The organism is Coleofasciculus sp. G2-EDA-02 (assembly GCF_040226375.1).
In the GTDB taxonomy this organism is placed as follows: domain Bacteria; phylum Cyanobacteriota; class Cyanobacteriia; order Cyanobacteriales; family Coleofasciculaceae; genus Coleofasciculus.
The window spans coordinates 1-18,918 of sequence record NZ_JAVKEW010000120.1 but is presented as its reverse complement, the minus strand read 5'-3'; the positions used below and the strand labels follow the sequence as shown (position 1 = coordinate 18,918).

The 18,918-nt window shown below is 44.3% G+C and carries 17 protein-coding genes; 13 read left to right on the top strand and 4 right to left on the bottom strand.

Features of this window, described 5'->3' with window-relative positions:
• The first annotated feature begins 29 nt into the window (after nt 1-29).
• Both RLO19_RS13555 and RLO19_RS13550 read left to right on the top strand, forming a co-directional pair.
• A complete protein-coding gene (locus tag RLO19_RS13555) occupies nt 30-1,235 on the top strand; it encodes an AAA family ATPase (protein ID WP_446357142.1) in 1,206 nt (401 codons plus the stop codon).
• Nucleotides 1,236-1,520: 285 nt separating this feature from the next.
• Nucleotides 1,521-1,811 (top strand): hypothetical protein, encoded by a 291-nt coding sequence (locus RLO19_RS13550; protein ID WP_446357140.1) that lies wholly within the window; start codon nt 1,521-1,523, stop codon nt 1,809-1,811.
• Between the two features lie 76 nt (nt 1,812-1,887).
• Here RLO19_RS13550 and RLO19_RS13545 read toward each other — a convergent pair whose 3' ends face one another.
• Nucleotides 1,888-2,688, bottom strand: a complete 801-nt coding sequence (locus RLO19_RS13545) for a hypothetical protein (protein ID WP_446357139.1) — start codon at nt 2,686-2,688, stop codon at nt 1,888-1,890.
• A gap of 593 nt (nt 2,689-3,281) precedes the next feature.
• Here RLO19_RS13545 and RLO19_RS13540 point away from each other — a divergent pair.
• A complete protein-coding gene (locus RLO19_RS13540; protein ID WP_446357138.1) occupies nt 3,282-4,223 on the top strand; it encodes a lysophospholipid acyltransferase family protein in 942 nt (313 codons plus the stop codon).
• A 283-nt stretch (nt 4,224-4,506) separates the two neighbouring features.
• Nucleotides 4,507-5,913, top strand: coding sequence for an amidase (locus RLO19_RS13535; RefSeq protein WP_446357137.1), 1,407 nt, complete (start codon nt 4,507-4,509; stop codon nt 5,911-5,913).
• A 111-nt stretch (nt 5,914-6,024) separates the two neighbouring features.
• Here RLO19_RS13535 and ndk read toward each other — a convergent pair whose 3' ends face one another.
• Nucleotides 6,025-6,474 (bottom strand): nucleoside-diphosphate kinase, encoded by a 450-nt coding sequence (gene ndk / locus RLO19_RS13530; protein ID WP_446334250.1) that lies wholly within the window; start codon nt 6,472-6,474, stop codon nt 6,025-6,027.
• 180 nt (nt 6,475-6,654) lie between these two features.
• On the opposite strand from ndk, the gene RLO19_RS13525 reads away from it, so the two are divergent.
• The 9 genes from RLO19_RS13525 to RLO19_RS13485 all read left to right on the top strand — a co-directional run bounded on the left by RLO19_RS13525 (nt 6,655) and on the right by RLO19_RS13485 (nt 17,614).
• Nucleotides 6,655-7,869: an RNA-guided endonuclease InsQ/TnpB family protein gene (locus RLO19_RS13525; RefSeq protein WP_446334249.1), complete on the top strand. Its 1,215-nt coding sequence runs from the start codon at nt 6,655-6,657 to the stop codon at nt 7,867-7,869.
• A 355-nt stretch (nt 7,870-8,224) separates the two neighbouring features.
• Nucleotides 8,225-9,421, top strand: a complete 1,197-nt coding sequence (gene dxr / locus RLO19_RS13520; protein WP_446357135.1) for a 1-deoxy-D-xylulose-5-phosphate reductoisomerase — start codon at nt 8,225-8,227, stop codon at nt 9,419-9,421.
• A 285-nt stretch (nt 9,422-9,706) separates the two neighbouring features.
• Nucleotides 9,707-10,981, top strand: coding sequence for an RNA-guided endonuclease IscB (gene iscB, locus RLO19_RS13515; protein ID WP_446357133.1), 1,275 nt, complete (start codon nt 9,707-9,709; stop codon nt 10,979-10,981).
• 176 nt (nt 10,982-11,157) lie between these two features.
• Entirely contained in the window at nt 11,158-11,841 is a 684-nt protein-coding gene (locus tag RLO19_RS13510; RefSeq protein WP_446334247.1) for a Crp/Fnr family transcriptional regulator, read from the top strand.
• Nucleotides 11,842-12,024: 183 nt separating this feature from the next.
• Complete coding sequence (locus RLO19_RS13505; protein ID WP_446357132.1) at nt 12,025-13,791, top strand: M61 family metallopeptidase; 1,767 nt, start codon at nt 12,025-12,027, stop codon at nt 13,789-13,791.
• Nucleotides 13,792-13,945: 154 nt separating this feature from the next.
• The gene (locus RLO19_RS13500; RefSeq protein WP_446357130.1) at nt 13,946-14,860 is read left to right on the top strand and encodes a branched-chain amino acid transaminase; all 915 of its coding nucleotides are present in this window, start codon (nt 13,946-13,948) and stop codon (nt 14,858-14,860) included.
• Nucleotides 14,861-15,275: 415 nt separating this feature from the next.
• Nucleotides 15,276-16,613, top strand: coding sequence for a DNA methylase (locus tag RLO19_RS13495; protein ID WP_446357128.1), 1,338 nt, complete (start codon nt 15,276-15,278; stop codon nt 16,611-16,613).
• Complete coding sequence (locus RLO19_RS13490; RefSeq protein ID WP_446357126.1) at nt 16,610-16,738, top strand: hypothetical protein; 129 nt, start codon at nt 16,610-16,612, stop codon at nt 16,736-16,738. The genes RLO19_RS13495 and RLO19_RS13490 overlap by 4 nt, the downstream gene beginning before the upstream one ends.
• 282 nt (nt 16,739-17,020) lie before the next feature.
• Nucleotides 17,021-17,614 carry a hypothetical protein gene (locus tag RLO19_RS13485; RefSeq protein WP_446357125.1) on the top strand — a complete coding sequence of 198 codons (594 nt, stop codon included), beginning with the start codon at nt 17,021-17,023 and terminating at the stop codon, nt 17,612-17,614.
• Between the two features lie 84 nt (nt 17,615-17,698).
• Here RLO19_RS13485 and RLO19_RS13480 read toward each other — a convergent pair whose 3' ends face one another.
• Both RLO19_RS13480 and RLO19_RS13475 read right to left on the bottom strand, forming a co-directional pair.
• The gene (locus tag RLO19_RS13480; protein WP_446357123.1) at nt 17,699-18,385 is read right to left on the bottom strand and encodes a TIGR04283 family arsenosugar biosynthesis glycosyltransferase; all 687 of its coding nucleotides are present in this window, start codon (nt 18,383-18,385) and stop codon (nt 17,699-17,701) included.
• A gap of 155 nt (nt 18,386-18,540) precedes the next feature.
• On the bottom strand, nt 18,541-18,747 hold the full coding sequence (locus tag RLO19_RS13475; RefSeq protein ID WP_446357121.1) for a hypothetical protein: 207 nt from the start codon (nt 18,745-18,747) through the stop codon (nt 18,541-18,543).
• Nucleotides 18,748-18,918: the final 171 nt, after the last annotated feature.

Here is an 18,918-nt window from a genome sequence, read left to right as displayed (position 1 = left end):
AGTCTCAAACTCAGCAGGAAAAAATAGTGATGAATTCAGAAAAGGTTTGGTCTAAAGAAAATTCTCATCAGAACGATCGGCAAGCTAAGGGTTTATTGGGAGTGGGTTGGCGTCCTTTATCTCGGCAGTTTGATTTGGATTTCATTTTACATTTACTTCAAAATGATACATCGGAGTTATTGCAAAAAACCCTGGATTTTACCAGTGATATTGCTGATACATTAGGGCGAAATCACTATAATATTTTTGCCAATGTTTTGAGCTTATTTTCCGAAAATATGCGTTATGAGTGGGATGAGTTTTGGGAGTACATTACTCCTGACCCGCCAGCCCCCAATCATTCTCAGAGAGAAACGATATTCGTCAATACGCCCGTCACCCAAACAGTCACCCGCGAGAGTATTCCCATTGAGTATGTCCTGAATCGACTGCAAGAAGTCACCTTATTTAAAGTTTTGAATATTCTGGGCAATCCCGATTTAATTACTCAAGATTACATGGAGCGCCGCTTTTATTATCCCATAGAAAAGTTTGTCAACTGGGAACGTTTAGAGGTTTTTGGCACAGTCTATGGCTACTGGTCTAATCCAGAAATTTGGTTACAAATTAATAACCAGGGTCAAGGACGGCGCTGCTACTGTTTAATGGCTGATGATATTCGACCTTTGGTGAATAAAGCCACGTATAATGTAGCTGTGATGCTGAGTGGCTATCAAAGTCGAGTGGGACAGGTTCACAGTCAGTTTCAGATTAGAGATTTTCCCAGCGATATTCAACGCTTTACGGATGCAGTTCAGCAGGCAATTCTGGATCAAAATCAATTAGCGATTGTGGTGCATGGTGAACCGGGAACCGGGAAAACGGTATGGACACAAGCAGTGGCAAAGGAAATTTTGGTTCCGTTGGGGTATACTATTTTCATTCTGGATCATGATGCGGTAGAAAATTTTGTGCCGCCGAGTTATTTGGAACGAGTTGCCCTAATTATTAATGAAGCGGATAACTTAGCTAAAAATCGAGCCAGTGAAGTGGCGCAATGGAATAATAAAACGGAGCATATTCTCAGTTTGCTGGATGGAACGTTATATCAAAGTGTGATTGATGAAACCGGGATTAAAGCGCAGCAAAAATTAGTGGTATTAATGACTTGTAATACCACAGAACGATTCGACCCCGCGATGTTACGTAAAGGACGAGTCGATTTGACTTATGAGTTTATGCATCGATTTGTGTGAGGCTGAGTAGTGGACTGACACACATTAATATTGCCGCCAGAACAGCGGACTAAGCCTTTGGGCGCAAGCCTGGCGTTGGGCGCAAGGATGGCGTTGGGCGCAAGGATGGTGCCCCTACGAGGCTGATGTAACAAGTTATACGTACTAAGCTACTCCATATAATTTCATCCTAAAGATATAAGCTTAATTTGACTATATTGCATATAATTAGGACGTCTCGGTTCTAAGAGTTATTACCTCATGTAAATACCCTAGTAACGGGATAATGTATTCTATAAAAAAGTTATGTCTTTTTTAAAACGACCCCTTCTATTAATTCCTCTGGCTTTACTGCTTGTTGCTTCAACAGGTTGTCGCGTGGAAAAAGAACAAGCAGGGGAAGCCCCGGAGGTTGATGTTAACGTAGATCCGGGGAAGTTGCCCGAATATGAAGTTGAGGGTCCGGAAGTTGATGTAGGAACTCAGGAAAAAACCATTACTGTTCCTGAAGTTGAAGTTACCCAAGAAGAAAAGACGATTACAGCGCCTGATATTGACATTAAACCTCCTACAGATGAGGATTCTCCAGAGAATTAATGCAAATAAAAGCTTGGGGAGCTTCTTTTGGCAACTGAGAAGCTCCCCTGGTAATTTAGGTTACTTCCAGGTATCCCTAAGCTTTGCAGTAGTCTACAGTGTTTTTCACAGATTCAATAGTAACGTTTGCGCCTTTTCTGACGACAAATTCACTGGCACCAATTTCACCCTCAAGACTTCCCCAATCATAGCTATAACCTAATCGTGTCCAAGGATAACCATTAGTCTCATAAGAGGCTAACTGTAAATTATTGATCCAATCTTGATGTTGCAGATCAACAGTCTCAGGGAATTTCACCTCACAGCGAGTATCGTTGATTTCTGCATCGGGACAAGGACGAAATAGATCAGAGACATTCACCCACATTTCCACAAATTTGGTTTTGCCATTGTGAGGTGGTAAACCGAGGTATTGTTCTAGGCGTAAGGCGAGGCTTTCTGAGTCAAGGTTTAATGTTCGGGCAAAGGTTTGCAGTTCAGGAACCGACGTTACCCAAATTTCTCGGCTTAATTCCATGGGTAAGCCAATTTGAGTATCATAGCCATTCCAGGATGTCCAGGTAACCATTAATACTTGTTTTTGCCCCTGGTAATCTCTCCATTTTAAATTGGGATTATTGGCGGAAATAGCTTGGAGAGTTGTGTAGATTTCTGACTCATCCGCGACTTTCGCATCTTCAATGGCTCTCACATAAGAGCGTTTGAGTAATGTTTCCAACAGGGATGAATCGACTGATGCTAGGCTTACTTGAGTAGTGGGAAGGAATTGGGGTAGGGGCGCCGCCGTAGCTAGGCTGGAAGGGTGGGGAAGGTTAAGACACCAAAACCCGATGATTAAGGCGAAAAGAGAAACAAGAAATCGACTGTATTTGCTCATAGATCCCATGGGAAAAACGTTAATTTTTTTGGTCTAATGTACCGTTGCTCAATGTTTTGCTTCTTTTGTAGCTGTTGTCTAACCCATGCGACTGGATTGACACAGCTAAAATGGTGGAATCGATTTTACGGTTACATCGGGCGCACGGGGCGTGCTACTCTACAGTTCTAATCCATCCAATTAGATGTGTCACGCCACTACTGGACTGACACATCTAAAATTGTGGAATAGATTTGACGGTGAAATTGGGCGCACACCGTGCGCCCCTACAATACTAATCCACCATTTTAGGTGTGCCAGGCTACTACATTAGATGGGCTGACTGGGGATGGTGTAGGAGCTGAACCTCCTATAATGACCTAGAAAACGGGTATGTAATAGTATGCCAGTTTTTTAACTGTCTATGCTACTGTTGTGACTTGAACCGCTGCGAATCCAAGCCGTTCAGGATTGTGTAACTGAAGCAACGGAGTGAAGAGGGTGACAAAGGAAAAACTGGGCTATTGCATCTCCTATCCCGGAAAGACGTTATCAAAGATGAGTGATGAAGTCTCTCTTGGCTACCTTGGTTTCCCCTGTTTCCCGAATTGCTTATGAGTCCCCCTGTAGAGAATCAGCAAACCCAACAAACCCAACCGCCACCCCTGACACCTGCAATGATTCAACGGGTGAAGGAAGGATTGAGTGCTGCCCGCGATCGCAGAGTGCGTTATGCTGTCGAAAATGCTAGAAATAATCTTGAGGCGATCGCAAAAGGGAATTTGGATCAGCGAGTCAGCCCAAGGGTAAGGCGTTTCATCCTGCGATCATTCATTCATCTTCTGTTCCCCGTGGGAATAGAAAATCCGGAACATATCCCCACTCAACCCACACTACTCGCCGCGAACCATCTCAATCATATTGATCCATTACTGATTCTCGCCGAAGTTCCAGGACATCCCTACTACTATACTCCGGCTGATGCTCGTACTCTCTATAACAATTGGTGGAAACGCCGGATTTTGGGTTGGGCTGGGGGTATAATTCCCCTAGAACGGCGCTGGAAAGAAGAAAAAGCAGTCATCGAAGCCGCCCAATCAGGGCGTGAAGATTTAGCCGACTTAGCCGCCGCGATTGAAGAGGATGTGCCAAGTAACTCCGGATTGGGTACAATGCGACAGATAGAACGGGCGGTGCAGGCAATTTTTGCCCGTGGGGATGGCATTTTAATCTTTCCAGAGGGGAGACTGGGTGAGGTTGAAGGTGAATTGCAATTACCCTTAGCGCGAGGCGGTATGATGTACGCTTTGCGGGCTGGCGTACCCATTGTACCCGTCGCGTTGATTGGCACCCATGACCTTTATTTTCGCAAGCCATTAACTCTTCGATTTGGCGAACCTTTGCACTTTCCCCAATCCCAACGCCCCAAACCTGGAGAAGTCCAGAAGGCGATGGAGACTTTACAAGAGGCGCTGATCAAACTCTTACCCAATAACTATCAAGAACCCAACCAACCCAAACCCCTGCGTCATTGGCTCAATTGCCTATTATTGTAATTGTGAATGTTGTGTAGGGGCTCTTTTCACTATTATCGTTTGAAATGGTGCGTTACGCTTTGCTCTCCTCACGATGGCGGACTGACACAGCTAAAATTGTGGAATAGATTTGACGGTGAAATTGGGCGCACACCGTGCGCCCCTACAATACTAATCCACCATTTTAGGTATGCCACGCCACTACACCCGCCCCGACAAATGACGAATGACAAAGTACGTATGAATTATCAATTATGAATGAGAATTCTCTATCCCCTGTTCCCTGTTCCCTCTTCCCTGAAAAATGACTAACACTGATTTAGCATTCACATCCGCCTTAGAACAAGCGCAATTAATTCGCCAAGGTCAACTATCCCCTTTAGAATTAGTCGAACTTTATTTAGCACGCATTCAACAGTTTAATCCTCAACTGGGCAGTTATTTTAGTGTCGCCACTGAGATGGCGCTAGCAGATGCCAAAGCCAAAACTGAACAGTTGACACAGATAAGAGATAGTGCTGAACTGCCCCCCTTTTTTGGCGTACCCATTTCTATCAAAGACCTCACCGCTGTGCAGGGGTTGCCCTGTAGCTACGGCACACCAATTCTCAAAGATAAAATAGCACCTTACGATGATGGAGTCGTCACCCGGATTAAACAAGCCGGATTCATTATTTTAGGCAAAACCGCCACCTCAGAAGTTGGTTCTCTTCCCTATACCGAACCCCCAGGATTTCCCCCAGCCCGTAATCCCTGGAATTTAGAGTACACTCCAGGCGGATCAAGTGGGGGGGCGGCGGCGGCGGTTGCTGCTGGATTATGCGCGATCGCTCAGGGTTCTGATGGGGGCGGTTCTGTTCGCGGACCTGCCTCATGCTGCGGCGTGGTGGGGATTAAACCCTCACGGGGTCGAGTATCCTTTGCCCCTGTAGGCGATCGCCAAAATGGAATTGCCACTAATGGTCCTTTAGCCCGCACGGTTGCAGATGCGGCGGCGTTGCTGGATGTGATGTCGGGCTATATTCCGGGTGATCCCTATTGGTTACCTGATCCGGAGGTATCGTTTCTAGAAGCCACTCGTCAACCCCTAGGGCAGTTGCGAATTGCATTTTCTACAGTGATACCCCCTCTAGGGGATGCCGCAGAGGTTTGTCAGCAGGCGGTGCATGAAACGGTGCGGCGATTGGAAGATATGGGACATCAGGTAGAACCGGGTTGTCCAGATTTTAGTGGTTTAGTAGAACCTTTTCAAAAGGTGTGGCAAGCGGGGGTAACGGCTACAGGGATTCCTGTGGCGGCGTTGAGTCCGATGAACCAGTGGATTGCCGCCCAATCGGGTTCGGCAGGGGAGTATTTGCAAGCCGTTGCCCAAATGCAGATTATATCGCGACAGATTGTCGGTTTTTTTGAGACGTTTCAGGTGCTAGTGCTTCCGGTTTATATGCAGCCAACGATTCGTGTGGGTGAGTGGGCGGATTTAAGTCCAGAGGAAACGTTGCAAAATATTATTCGTTGGATTGCCCCCTGTCCTCCGTTTAATGCAAGTGGACTACCCGCGATCGCAATTCCCACCGGATTTGACTCAAAGGGTTTGCCTGTGGGGGTTCAGCTTGTGGGGCGCCCCGCAGCCGAAGCCACGCTGATTGCGTTGGCTACCCGGTTAGAAGCGACAAATCCTGGGATTCATCAGCGTCCAACTTTAGTTGCTTGAGTCAATCATGAAAATCCCCAGACTATCAGCCGCGTCTGGGGTGTTTGTTCTATTAACGCTTTGGGTATTCCTGTGTTAGTTCAACTCTTGCCCGTAGCGTCACTAGCATCCTTATTCGTATATCCAAGGGTTGATGGTTGGTTGCCAGCTTACCAGTTCCTCATCCTTAAACCAGAGCTTAATTTCCTGTTGGGCGGTTTCTAACGCATCCGAACCGTGGATGAGGTTGCGACCAACGGTGACGCCAAAATCGCCACGAATCGTTCCAGGTTCAGCGTTGAGAGGATTGGTTGCACCAATGATTTTCCGGGCAGAGGCAATAATACCATTGCCTTCCCAAACCATTGCCACAACAGGACCAGAGGTAATGAATTCGATGAGTCCAGCAAAAAACCCCTTGTCTTTGTGAACCGCATAATGTTGTTCTGCCAATTCGCGGCTAACACTCATCAGCTTAAGTCCCACCAGGGTAAAGCCTTTAGTCTCAAACCGTTGGATAATTTCACCCACCAGATTACGCTGGACGCCATCTGGCTTAATCATCAGAAATGTCCGCTCCAAGTTTCTCTCCTCAACATATTTCTTTCACAAATTACATGATAAGCGATGGTGCAGGCTCCCTCGTGATTTATCCGAGGGATGAAACCGAGCAAGGCGTTTAGCTCTTCGCAACTAAAGTTGCGAGTCTAGTACAATTCTAAAATTTACGCTATAATAACTAGCGTAATCAAGAAGATGGCCATGATAGTCTTTGAGTTCAAAATCAAAGCTAAACCTGCTCAATACGCAGCTATTGATGAGGCAATTCGGACAGCGCAGTTTGTCCGAAATAAATGCTTGCGGTACTGGATGGATAACAAAGGTATCGATAAGTATGACCTCAGCAAATATTGCCGTGTGTTGGCGAAAGAGTTTGGCTTTGCGGCGGAACTCAATTCTCAAGCGCGTCAAGCGTCGGCTGATCGTGCTTGGAGTGCTATTAGTCGCTTCTACGAAAATTGTCGAAAAAAGGTTAAAGGTAAAAAGGGTTTTCCCAAGTTCAAGAAAAACAGCCGTTCGGTTGAGTACAAAACATCAGGATGGAAGCTATCGGAGAATCGGAAAGCCATAACTTTCACCGGCAAAAAAGTAATAGGGCGACTAAAACTGAAAGGCACTTATGACCTAAACTTCTACTCTATTGACCAAATCAAGCGAGTAAGGTTGGTTAGACGTGCCGATGGCTATTATGCACAATTTGCGGTTAAGGCTGATGTGCGGGTTGAAACTAAGCCTACTGGGAAAACCATTGGGTTAGACCTAGGGATTAAATACTTTCTAGCTGATTCTAATGGCAACACTGAGGAGTCTCCAAAGTTTTACCGCAAATCGGAAAGGCAACTCAATCGAGCTAATCGCAAGAAGTCTAAGAAGTACCGAAAAGGAGTAAAACCACAATCTAAAAATTATCATAAGGAAAGAAAACGATATGCCCGGAAGCATTTAAGAGTAAGTAGGCAGCGAAAAGAATACTGCAAGCGAGTTGCATATTCCGTTATCCAATCTAACGATTTGGTAGCATACGAAGACTTGAATGTCAAAGGGTTGGTAAGAAATCGTCACTTGTCTAAGTCTATTTCTGACGCTGGCTGGTCTACGTTTCGGCAATGGCTAGAATACTTCGGACATAAATACGCAAAGGTGACGGTGGCAGTTCCTCCGCACTACACCTCTCAAGATTGTCCAAAGTGTCACTATCGAGTCAAAAAATCTCTATCTCAACGAACCCATGTTTGTGGAAACTGTGGATACATTGAAGACAGGGATATCGCAGCCAGTCTAAACATCCTTCAAAAAGGATTGAGTACGGCAGGGCATGCCGGAAACTACGCTTGGGGAGACCTGCCCTCTTGGGCGATTGGAGCAATCCTGTCGTCTAACGGCGGATCGGAGAACCAAGAATCCCCGCGTCTTTAGACCGGGGAGTGTCAACAAACCCAGATTAGACCATATTCTTGTCCATCGCCGTGGAGTTAATCCGGCGCTGGTTTGCTAGAGAGACAGGGGAGTAATATCTTGAGCTTGTCATTGCGTTGTCTTCGCCATACGCGATCGCAGGGAGCATAAAGCGTGAAAGCACAAAATATTCAAGCAAAAAGAGTGTTGGGTTGAGGGACGAAACCCAACCTACAACTGACTGGGTAAACTTGTGAACCCGTTTTAACGGGACGCGAGCTTTGACGCGGAACTTGAGTTCCAGGCTGAAATCTGATGAACGATGTGCAAAATAATCCTATAGTAATAAAGATCGGCGAATTTTTAAGAAACTGTTGTGAAATCAATTACTCTCCTCGGCTCCACTGGATCGATTGGCACCCAAACCCTAGACATTCTGACTCACCATCCAGACCAATTTCGGTTGGTGGGATTGGCAGCACGCAGCAATGTGGAACTGTTAGCTGCCCAGATTCGGCAGTTTCGACCGGAAATCGTAGCAATTTGTGATGCGGAAAAATTACCTGATTTGAAAGCCGCGATCGCAGATCTTGATCCCCAACCGATTCTGGTGGCGGGAGAAGCGGGTGTGGTAGAAGTTGCCCGTTATGGTGATGCTGAAGCGGTAGTCACTGGGATTGTCGGCTGTGCGGGATTGCTACCCACCATTGCCGCCATTGAAGCGGGAAAAGATATTGCCTTAGCCAACAAGGAAACCCTAATCGCAGGGGGACCCGTTGTCAATCCCCTGATTGAAAAACATGGCGTTAAACTACTTCCCGCCGACTCGGAACATTCTGCCATCTTCCAATGCCTTCAGGGTGTCCCAGAGGCAGGATTACGGCGGATTATCCTCACCGCATCTGGGGGCGCTTTCCGGGATTGGTCGGTGGACAGGTTAGGGGAGGTAACCGTCGCCGATGCGATTAAGCATCCCAACTGGTCGATGGGGCGTAAAATTACTGTCGATTCCGCTACCTTAATGAATAAGGGGCTAGAGGTAATTGAGGCACACTTCCTCTTCGGTATGGATTATGACGATATCGATATTGTCATCCATCCCCAGAGCATTATTCACTCCTTAATCGAATTACAAGATACCTCCGTCTTAGCCCAGTTAGGGTGGCCCGATATGCGCTTACCCCTACTCTATGCCTTATCCTGGCCCCATCGCATCTATACAGACTGGGAACCCTTGGATTTAGTCAAGGCGGGGACATTGACATTTAAAGAACCAGACCATGATAAATATCCCTGTATGCAATTAGCCTACGCCGCAGGGCGGGCTGGGGGTTCAATGCCGGCTGTATTAAACGCCGCCAATGAGCAAGCCGTGGCACTGTTTTTAGACGAGAAAATCCAATATTTAGACATTGCCCGGTGTATTGAGCAAACCTGCGATCGCCACGCCCACGACAACTGCCCTGATCCTGGACTAGAAGATATTCTAGCGGCTGATCGCTGGGCAAGACAGGAAGTATTGCGGATTTATGAGAACTTAGAAAAGAGCGATCGCGTCGTTTCTCTGCGATAATAAAAACACTGTTGGTCAATTAACTTACGGTTAACCGTTCCGAAAAACCTATACAGAACTATGCACACCTAAGCATATCTGTACATAGTCGGAACGTGCAGACTGAGACTCACCGTAGTCTACGTTAGACGGGTCACGACACCTTGATATGAACGCCAGTATCATGCTCTGTCGAGTTCAGTTAAGCAATCAGTGAACAGGTTTATAGCTGTAGTGCTGAAGAGAGGAAAAAGCCCGTTTAACATTGTCGAGGCAAACTTGACTTAGTAATAAGGTTGACAGAAGATGTCAAATTACGTTTTTCTCATTGATGAAAAAAAAACACCGATGCATCCAATTCATCCGGCACAAGCTAGGAAGTTATTAGATGTTGGTAAAGCGGCAGTATTTCGGCGTTATCCGTTTACATTGATTCTTAAACGAGTTGTTGAAAATCCGGTGGTTCATCCGCTTACTCTCAAGATTGATCCCGGTTCAAAAATTACAGGCATTTCCCTTGTAACTGACCGGGATGAGGTCATTTGGGGAATGGAATTAGAGCATCGTTCGCTTCAAATTAAGCTAGCTCTTGACTCTCGCCTCCGCGTCAGGAAGGGACGCCGCCACCGAAATACTCGTTACCGCAAGCCACGATTCCTTAACCGAAAACGTCCCCAAGGATGGTTAGCGCCAAGCTTGATGCATCGAGTTTTAACCACCGAAACTTGGGTAAAACGCTTGTGTAAATTTGCACGGATTGGTGAAATCAGACAGGAGCTAGTCCGGTTTGACACTCAGAAAATGGACAATGCCGAAATTTCAGGAGTTGAATACCAACAGGGAACTCTTTTCGGCTATGAAGTTCGGGAGTATCTCCTGGAAAAATGGGACAGAAAATGTGCTTATTGTGAGAAAGAGAACCTGCCCTTGCAGATTGAACATATTCACCCTAAATCCAAGGGAGGTAGCAACCGAATTTCTAATCTGTGTCTGGCTTGTGAGAAATGCAATACGAAAAAAGGGACAAAGCCCATTGCACAATTTTTGGCAAAAAAGCCAGACTTATTAAAAGCGATATTGACTCAATCTCAACGACCTCTAAGGGACGCAGCCGCCGTTAATTCTACCCGATGGACGCTGTTTGAGCGCCTCAAAAAAATGGGTTTACCCATCAGTAGTGGTACAGGTGGACAAACTAAATACAACCGAGTTCGATTAGGATTACCGAAGAGCCACTGGCTAGACGCTGCCTGTGTGGGTATTACAGAAGCACTTAATGTGCTGACCCATCAGATCCTGACAGTCAAAGCAACTGGGACGGGTGGGCGACAACGCTGTCAAACCGATAAATTTGGCTATCCAGTTAAACATCGTCCTTTGCGTCCCATTTGGGGATTCTGTACAGGTGACATTGTACGTGCCGTGGTGCCAAAAGGTAAGTACAAAGGGACTTTCACTGCCAGGGTTTGCCCAATGTCAGATGGTCGTGGCGAATTCGTTATTGACAACAAAAGGAGATCAGTCCGATTAGATTACTGCACACCAATTCACCGTAAGGATGGCTATAGCTATGCATTTTGACCATATTTGAGGAGATATGAGGAGAAATCAGATTACAGTTTCAGACCCCCCGGCACCCTCTGCCCCTTTGCACTCCTACACCCCTGCTCACAGACGACTAACTCAAGGAAGTTGGGGACTGTTGTTCTGGTGTGGTGTAATGGAATCTTAGATGATCCAACTTTAATAAACCTTTCATGCACACCAAAGCTTTTAGTGAGCTTTTCCCCCTATTTAATACGGCAAACCCTGAGACATTAGAATGGCTTTTGTCAGTTGGAGTCGAACATGAGTATCCCACAGGGCGAGCCGTCTTAATGGAAGATGCCTGGGGTAATGCTGTTTACTTTATCATGTCCGGTTGGGTCAAAGTTCGACGCCTATATGGGGACAACGCCGTTACTTTAGCCATTTTAGGTCGGGGAGATTTTTTTGGCGAGATGGCAATCTTAGATGAATCTCCCCGTTCTACAGATGTTGTCGCCCTTTCATCGGTCAAATTACTCAGCGTCTCTGCCCAGCGCTTCATTCAAACTCTGTTCAAAGATCCACAGCTACACCACAGGATGCTACAACTGATGGTCAGACGGCTACGTCAGACTAATGTCCGCTTTCAACGACGCCATCAACCGCCGGCGATTAAGTTAGCCAATACTTTAGTCAACTTAGCAGAGAATTATGGTCAAGTGGGGGAAAAAGGAACCGAAATCTATAACATTCCCTATAAAGACTTGGCTGATGTTACAGATATCAGTGTTGAAGATACAGCCAAAATCATGAAAAAGCTAGACAGTAAAGGCTGGATTAACGTTGAATCCCAAGACCAAAAACTTTGTCTGATTAATCTCAAACAACTAACCCATCTAGCTGGACGGCTTTAGGATAACTATGGGGGAGATGGGGAAGATGGGGGCGGGTTTAGCCACATCTGGATGAGGTAAAAAAGGATAAGTGAAACCCACCCCTACGCACCTCTACCGCCAGGTTCCCTCTTTCCCAAGTGAAGGGTCAAAACTTTTTCCCCATTCCCGGTTCCCCATTCCCTGACGAATGACGAATGACAAATGACGAATGACAAAGGACGAATGACTAAACCCACCTTCCATTATCACGTTGCGATGCCTCAACCTCAATCTCATCTGTTTGAGGTGACACTACAGGTGAACGGTTGGTCTGAATCAGTGCTAAATTTAAAAATGCCCGTTTGGACTCCAGGGTCTTATCTAGTACGGGAATATGCCAAACACCTACAGGATTTCCGGGTTGAATCTGTCCAAGAGAACCAACCCTTACCCTGGGATAAACAGAGTAAAAATCACTGGCAGGTTCAAACTACAGACGCTTCAAACATCGTTGTCCGCTACCGCGTCTTTGCCAATGAATTATCAGTACGCACCAATCACCTAGATGCAACCCACGGCTATTTTAATGGGGCTGCATTATTCCTGTTTGTCCCTGGTTTTGAGCAACAGCCGATTCAGGTGACAATTGTACCCCCTAAATCGGATTGGCAGACGACAACACCCTTACCCGCCGTCGATGGTGCTGAGAATACCTTTGAGGCAAGTGATTTTGACACCTTAGTCGATAGTCCCTTTGAAATAGGCACACAGCAGGTTTACGACTTTGAGGTTCTAGGTAAACCCCATCAACTGGCAATTTGGGGACAGGGAAATGCTGATCCCCAACGGATTATTGCGGATACGACAAAAATTATCGAGACAGAAGCCGAGTTATATGGGGGATTACCCTACGAACGATATTTATTTTTACTGCATTTATCGTCTACAGGCTTTGGTGGTTTAGAACATAAAACCTCTTGTTCCTTAAATTACCCCCGTTTCAGTTTCCGGGCGAAAGATAAATACAATCGTTTCATGCAATTAGTCGCCCATGAGTTCTTTCACCTGTGGAATGTTAAGCGGATTCGCCCCAAAGTATTGGAACGGTTTAACTATGAACAAGAAAGCTATACCACATCCCTGTGGTTTTGTGAAGGGACAACCAGTTATTATGATTTAGTCCTCCCCTTACGGGCAAAGATTTACGATAGCAAGACTTTTTTAGAGGGGTTGAGTAAAGAAATTACCCGGATGCAACTGATCCCAGGGCGTTTGGTGCAACCGCTGAGTGAGTCCAGTTTTGATGCTTGGATTAAGTTATATCGCCGGGATGCCAATAGTGATAATAGTCAGATTTCCTATTATCTCAAAGGAGAAATGGTATCCTTCTTACTGGATTTGTTGGTGCGATCGCGTCATGGCAATCAGCGCTCCCTTGATGATGTGATGCGGCGGATGTGGCAAGAGTTTGGCGTCAAGGAAGTTGGCTTTACTCCCCAACAACTGCGAGAAGTGTTGGAGTCTGTCGCTGATACCGATTTGGGTGATTTCTTCCATCGCTACATTGAAGGGACAGAAGAATTGCCCTTTGATGAATATCTCGAACCCTTTGGCTTAAAAATCATGGTGGTGGAAGACGAGGACTCAATACCCTATTTGGGGTTAATTGTCAAGACCGAAAATGGGCAAGAGGTGGTCAAATTTGTCAACGCCACCTCTCCTGCGGGAATAGCTGGGGTAGATGCTGGGGATCAGTTACTAGCAATAGACGGTTGGCGAGTCAGTGCCGATCAATTATGCGATCGCCTAAAAGATTATCATCCCGGTGACACGATTCAGTTAACCCTGTTCCACCAAGACGAACTTTGTGCCTTACCCGTTACCTTAGGCAAATCCCAACCCACCCGTTACCAGGTTGTACAGATTGAAAATCCCTCAGCGACTCAAAAACAGAATTTAGCGGGGTGGTTAAACACCAAGGGGGATTGATTAGGTATGGGGAGACAGGGAAGGGTGTAGAGACGTAGCATGCTACGTCTCTACCGGGGTTCCTAAATCGATGTTCTAATCCCTGGCAAAATCACTGAGCTGTAGTACAATCGATAATCACACCTTCCAATAGCCCTAACTGTCTAGTTTAAAAATGCATAAATTTCTGCCAATCGCTTACTTTAAAAATCAATTTCTTCCCTTCGATGATGCCAAGATTTCCATTGCTACCCATGCGCTGCATTATGGCACAGGCGCGTTTGGCGGATTGCGCGGGATTCCTGATCCGCAAAACCCCGAACAAATTCTCCTGTTTCGCTTAGACCGCCATTGTAAACGATTAAGTGACAGTGCAAAATATTTACATTACGACTTACCCGCAGATAAAATCAAAACTATAATTGTAGAATTCGTCAAGAAAAATCAAGTTAAAACCTCGTTTTACATTCGACCATTTATTTATACATCCGATTTGGGAATTGCCCCCAGACTGCATAAGATCGAAAAAGACTTCTTTGTCTATGGATTAGAACTTGGTGATTATTTATCCCCAGAAGGGGTAAGCTGTCGGATTAGTTCCTGGTATCGTCAAGCCGATCACAGTTTACCCCTGAGAGGTAAAATTAGCGGTGCTTATATCACATCATCTCTGGCAAAAACAGAAGCGGTAGAATCTGGGTTTGATGAAGCATTATTAATGAATGCTCAGGGAAAAATTTGTGAAGCATCGGGGATGAATATCTTTATGGTGCGAAATGGACAACTGATTACGCCGGGATATGACCAAGATATTTTAGAAGGAATCACCAGAGATAGTATCCTGACACTGGCAAAGGATTTAGGTATCCCTACAATCGAACGCCCTGTGGATAAATCGGAGTTATTTATTGCCGATGAAGCATTTTTAAGTGGTACGGCGGCTAAAATTACTCCAATTAAACGGATTGAGAATTATGAGTTGCCTAAAACCCGACCCATCACAGATAAACTGAGAGACAAAATTACGGCAATTACGGAAAATCGCGATTCAAGTTATCAAGATTGGGTGTATGTAGTTCCTCTAGGATAAAGTAAAAGTTCCAGTAGTTCCAGTAGGTTGGGTAGAGCGTAAGCGAAACCCAACAGGTTAACCCGCCTGCGTTGGATTACTCTTTGATAAAATTCCGCTTAAGTTCGGAAACCCGACCTACAAAAGTGATAAGCTGTCACGCATTTAAAGTATGGGTAGCGAGAAAATTGGTCGCACTACAAAGATTTCGTAATTATTAATAATAAGGTTTAAATGACGAACAGCTTATCAAATTCACAAATTGACAATGGATAATGAACAATGGATAATGACCTCTCCTTAAAAGAAGACGATTGAATTTAAGGAAAATATTTTTTAATTTCTTCGTAAACGAAGATGTCTTAGACCAATTAATCAATTATCAATTATCAATTATTAATTATCCATTGATAAGGGTAGTTAACCTGGATTTAGTATGAAACAACTTTCACTATTTGAAACCGACAATACTATACCCCAACCCTCCTACTTACACCTTGAAGGCGAAATTCCTATCGATATACCTCAAGATGCCCTGATTTCGCTACAACGAAAACAACCTCTCAAAATCCATTCTGTTGGTTTTCAGCCTGCCAAATCAATTCCGGAAATCCCGCATTGGTTTTTAAGTAAGTATGGTACAGAACAATGTAAAATTTTAGAACCTTTTGCGGGTTCAGGAACAACAATTATTGAAACTTTATTACAAGGTGCATCAGTTTATTGGCTTGATTATCATCCTCTAAGTCGCCTAATCTGTCGCGTTAAAACCCATATCTATGATATAACAGAAATTCTAGACTATGCCGAGCAAATCCTGCAAAATGCTTATGGGATAAAATATCCATTAGAAACTGTTAATTTTGCCAATAAAGATTTTTGGTTTCAAAAACCTGTCCAAGCTGGATTAGAAAGTCTCCGAGCGCAAATTTTTCAAGTTCCGGAAGCGATACGACCTTTATTTTGGCTGATTTTTGCTTCAACAGTCCGCAAAACATCTGATATGAATGATGGCATGATTCTCGCCGCCAAACGAGCGAATGTTAAAGAAATTCCCCAGCGTTCTCGCGAAGATGTTTATCGGTATTTTAAAGACTATCTTGATAAAGCGTTAGAGGCAATTGGGGAATGGCAGTTTGTCTTGAATAACTCGTTTAAAAATGCCATTGAATTGAATTCAAAAACAGCTATTAATATTACAGGTGATTGGCATTGTGATGCAGTTATTACTTCGCCGCCTTATATTAATGCAATTGATTACGTTTGGGCGTCTAAGTTTGAGTTACATTGGTTGGGCTTAGTGAGTAATGATCGCGAAAGACTTGATTTATATACTCAAGAAATTGGAACTGAAAGAATTCCCATAAAAGAGCATTGCCAATTGGGGAAAACCGGAAATTACTATCTAGATGATTTAATTAATGACATTTACTACGGTACGAAATATCAAGCGAGTAAAGGACAAAATAAGCTTCGATCAAGAGTTGTTTATAAATACTTTATGGACATGAAGTCGCATCTTTTAAGCTGCTTCAATCATCTTAATTTAGGTGGCTATTATTGCTTTGCCATTGGCGATATTAGTAAAATTTGTGGCGTTGAGATTCCAGTAGCTAAACTTTTAACGGAAATAGCTGAAGAAATTGGCTTTGTCAAACTATTTCAATTTAATTTATTGCTAAAAAATCGTCGGTTAAACTTACCCAGAAATGTGAATTGGGCGGGAACAATTAAGCATGATGCCATTGTTGTATTACAAAAAAGCGAAATATGAATCAAGAATATCTAGATGGTTTGCTAGAGCAGATTTTAAATCAATATCAACAAGCTTTTGCTGAAAAAATTTATCCCGAAGAATCAACAGAGCAAGATGATTTAATGTTAGCCTTAGAATTGTAGGGGCGCACGGCGTTCGCCCGATTTAATCGTCATATCATGTCCGGTGGAATACTTACACTATCGGTGGAGACAAGGCTCCAGGGCTCCAGGGCAGAATGTAAGATTATAGATGCTCAGACTTCTCCGAATGTAAACATTATTGAATTAAATACCAAGTTAAATTAAATTTAATTAAGAATCAATAAAATCAATTGAAAGGATAAGAAAATAATTTTAAGGTTAGGCAAACAGACGAATTGAGTTGACTTGATTCGTCTCAAAGTTTTTTATACGAGAAAGCCGATGATAAATTTTAAATCATTATTAACGACGTTGATGGGCGGGAAGACTCTCCCCAGAGGATTAGACAACACCGCCTCAGAATCAACCTTTATTGAAGATGTTGATACAGGACAACTGATTTCATCCGCTCAAGGTCCAATCTCAGTGCCAACGATTGACACAATTGAGGGCAGTTTGTTTAGTCCGGCAGATATCGATCTCTACCAACTTGAATCTGAACGTCAAGCATTTTTAAAATTTCGTGTTGTTCAAAATCCCTTATTATCTGTATCATCTGTATCATCTGTATCATCTTTGTCCTTATTTTTATTTGATGCAATGGGCAAAGGACTAGCAGCAGGAATCGGAGAAGTTGGGTTCAATTTTGCTGAAAACGAGACGTTCTATTTAGGGATCAGTGATGGTCTTAATCCACTGAATAGTGCCGGAGAAGTGCTGTTATCACCAGAGGGAGAGGTATATACAGGAACTTTGACAGGTTGGCAAGAACCTGGAATTGTAATTCCTATATTTACTCATTATAAAATAGCAATAGAAATCGAGACACAGGCTGTTCCTGAACCGTTGACAATGGTCGGTCAGGGTGTAGCTTAGGGAGCAGTAAACATTTGACGCTTGTTATCATTTCTGAGTACAGCGGACAGAATTTATGTCCAGGTACTTATTAGCACAAAGACCTTAATCTTTTCCCCGATACCATCGCGCCAGTTTGTCAGGAGAAACTCCGAAAAAATATCCTAGAATAATAAGCTGGTTAATTAAAGTTGTTTTGATGATTCCTAACCGTTCCCACCGTCGTCCTGATGTAAGAACGAATGCTGGAACAATGGCAATTCGTCCCTGATGTTTCAATCGGCGGATCAATTCAAAATCTTCCATAATTGGCAAATTAGGAAAACCTCCTATATGATGAAAGCTGGTCGCTTTTAAGAATATAGCTTGGTCGCCATAAGGCATAGAAAAAAAACGCGATCGCCAATTCACCAGTCGTTCAATGAGGCGCAAACCCAACTGTTGAGAATCAATGCGTAATTCAAACGCCCCCGCAATAGTTTGGGGTTCTTGCAGCGCTTGGCGAACTAAACAGTCAAAATTGGCAGGTAAACGGGTATCCGCGTGGAGAAATAGGAGAATATCACCCGTCGCCCTCGCTGCACCGGCATTCATTTGACAGGCGCGACCGGGTGGGGTAGAAATAACCTGGACATTTCGCGATCGCGCCACGGTGACTGTTTCATCGCGACTCCCCCCATCCACCACAATAACGTCCACATTATTAGTACCCATAAGCCTCTCTAAAACCGAACCAATCGTACTCGCTTCATTTAAAACAGGAATAATAACTGAAATCGTTTCAGTTTGCATTTCATCCATTTTTCGCGGCGGGATACCTCGTCCATACTATGTATAGTCCGCGCAGGCGGACTTTATTTGTGTAGCAGCGATTTCAATCGCCTCCTCTTGCTTTATGCCCACTGAGTTAACTGTTACGCCTTTGAGGTTACATTGGTTCCCCATTTTCAATTAATTTCGACCTGAAAGCGCATTAATCCCACATTAGTTGGAGGTGTGTTAGAAATATCGCCTAACTCCAAAACCACGGCTCCATTGGGATTGTTGGCTTCAGCACAGGGCGTTGAGACAGGATTTAGAGGAGGAAAAAATACCCCCGAATCTTGATCCGCTGCATTACTTTGGGGTATTGGTGTCCCGTCTTGATTTAACAAAATTCCGCTACCTTGCCTAAAACTATCAGAGTTGACGCTCCCATCGCTAAAAGCGAGGGATTCTCAGTTCAATGAGTGAACTTACCCAAACTAAGTTTCCTTACTTTGAGCAGAGGTTCTTCTCTCCCTGAGCGTTAATTTCTGTTCGCCCAACAGTATTTTTAGTGCTAG

Coding starts and splice junctions, on each gene's coding strand:
- RLO19_RS13495 (WP_446357128.1), top strand. CDS start 15,276: ATGAAACAACTTTCACTATTTGAAACCGACAATACTATACCCCAACCC.
- RLO19_RS13525 (WP_446334249.1), top strand. CDS start 6,655: ATGATAGTCTTTGAGTTCAAAATCAAAGCTAAACCTGCTCAATACGCA.
- RLO19_RS13555 (WP_446357142.1), top strand. CDS start 30: ATGAATTCAGAAAAGGTTTGGTCTAAAGAAAATTCTCATCAGAACGAT.
- RLO19_RS13505 (WP_446357132.1), top strand. CDS start 12,025: ATGACGAATGACAAAGGACGAATGACTAAACCCACCTTCCATTATCAC.
- iscB (WP_446357133.1), top strand. CDS start 9,707: ATGTCAAATTACGTTTTTCTCATTGATGAAAAAAAAACACCGATGCAT.
- RLO19_RS13490 (WP_446357126.1), top strand. CDS start 16,610: ATGAATCAAGAATATCTAGATGGTTTGCTAGAGCAGATTTTAAATCAA.
- RLO19_RS13480 (WP_446357123.1), bottom strand. CDS start 18,385: ATGCAAACTGAAACGATTTCAGTTATTATTCCTGTTTTAAATGAAGCG.
- RLO19_RS13545 (WP_446357139.1), bottom strand. CDS start 2,688: ATGAGCAAATACAGTCGATTTCTTGTTTCTCTTTTCGCCTTAATCATC.
- RLO19_RS13485 (WP_446357125.1), top strand. CDS start 17,021: ATGATAAATTTTAAATCATTATTAACGACGTTGATGGGCGGGAAGACT.
- RLO19_RS13540 (WP_446357138.1), top strand. CDS start 3,282: ATGAGTCCCCCTGTAGAGAATCAGCAAACCCAACAAACCCAACCGCCA.
- RLO19_RS13535 (WP_446357137.1), top strand. CDS start 4,507: ATGACTAACACTGATTTAGCATTCACATCCGCCTTAGAACAAGCGCAA.
- RLO19_RS13510 (WP_446334247.1), top strand. CDS start 11,158: ATGCACACCAAAGCTTTTAGTGAGCTTTTCCCCCTATTTAATACGGCA.
- RLO19_RS13500 (WP_446357130.1), top strand. CDS start 13,946: ATGCATAAATTTCTGCCAATCGCTTACTTTAAAAATCAATTTCTTCCC.
- RLO19_RS13550 (WP_446357140.1), top strand. CDS start 1,521: ATGTCTTTTTTAAAACGACCCCTTCTATTAATTCCTCTGGCTTTACTG.